Annotated in this window: 1 protein-coding gene; it reads right to left on the bottom strand. The window is 46.9% G+C overall.

Features of this window, described 5'->3' with window-relative positions:
• Positions 1-198: 198 nt before the first annotated feature.
• Positions 199-1,011 (bottom strand): SDR family oxidoreductase, encoded by an 813-nt coding sequence (locus A3739_RS19815; protein ID WP_068502544.1) that lies wholly within the window; start codon positions 1,009-1,011, stop codon positions 199-201.
• Positions 1,012-1,178 lie beyond the last annotated feature (167 nt).

The raw sequence follows: 1,178 nt of genomic DNA, 5'->3' as shown, positions 1-1,178 counted from the left end.
CGCCCTCCGGACGATGTGACTACGCCCCCTACGCCCCTAAAATGAGAACCATCAAAAGGCGTTACAGAAAAGATTCAGGCCCTTTTCTATAAAGCCTTTCATCTTCTTAAAGATTTAAAAGTTTCTACGCCCGCTGTCGAATAGGCCTCGACAGCGGGCTTTTTATTTTCCGACGTTCTATTTCTTTGTTTGCTGCCCCTATCGCGCTTCTCGCTCTAGATAAAACTGCTTTGCTTTCGCGCCTTTTTTCATCAACGCAGGCTTAAGTGCTCTGCGAATTCCCGGAAATAAATATCCAAAGGTCGTGAGAATCGCTGAAGAACCGGGTATCGAACGTTCGCGCTTTCCGTCTTGCGCACAAGCCAATACTGCCTCGGCAATTTCAGCTGCGGTACTCATAGGTTGAGAAAAAACCAGATCAGGCACTTCTTCGATATGCCCCATAATAAATCCTGTGTCAATCGGCCCTGGCGAAACCAAAGAAACAGTCACAGCAGTTTCATTCAATTCTTCTGCTAGCGCTAATGAGAAGGCTCGAAGTGCAAATTTACTGCATGAGTAAGTCGCTTCTCCTTCTAAGGGAATGCGCCCTGCTAGCGAAGCAACATTCACCACTGCCGCACTAGGTGCTTTGAGTAAATATGGCAAAGCTAATTTCGTGAGGCGAATAGGTCCTTTAAGATTGATATCAATAGTCTGATCCATTTCGTCTAAACCTGCTTCGGCGACATCTCCTCGGCCATGAAAACCAGCATTGTTTACCAACACATCAATACGTCCGAATTCGGCAACGCTCTGTTCAATTAAACTTTCACAGTCCTCACGCTTAGCAACATCGGTTGGTACAGCAATCGCTCCATTGCCGAGCTCTTTAGCCAAAGACTTGATGGTGTCTTTGGAGCGAGCAGCAAGCACGACCTTAGCGCCCTGCTTGGCGAATTGACGTGCACACTCCTCCCCTACACCTGCTGACGCGCCTGTGACGATAACTACCTGATCCTGAAATTGCATGATGAACCTCGCTTGATTTGTTCTTATTAGACCCAAAGTAAGCTCGGATGGGCTAATTAGTCTTCGCTATAAGGAAGCTTTTGGATTTGTTTTGATACTAACGAAGTGGGGGTTAGAGTGCCAGCCAATCCCCCATCCAGGATGACGAGCATTAAGCTTTATTCAAG

Source organism: Oleiphilus sp. HI0067 (assembly GCF_001635735.1).
Note: the sequence above shows the minus strand (reverse complement) of the source record. Positions and strands in the feature narration are given on the sequence as shown.

What these genes read in the sequence shown, in the direction of transcription:
- A3739_RS19815 (WP_068502544.1), bottom strand. Translation starts at nt 1,011, where the DNA reads ATGCAATTTCAGGATCAGGTAGTTATCGTCACAGGCGCGTCAGCAGGT.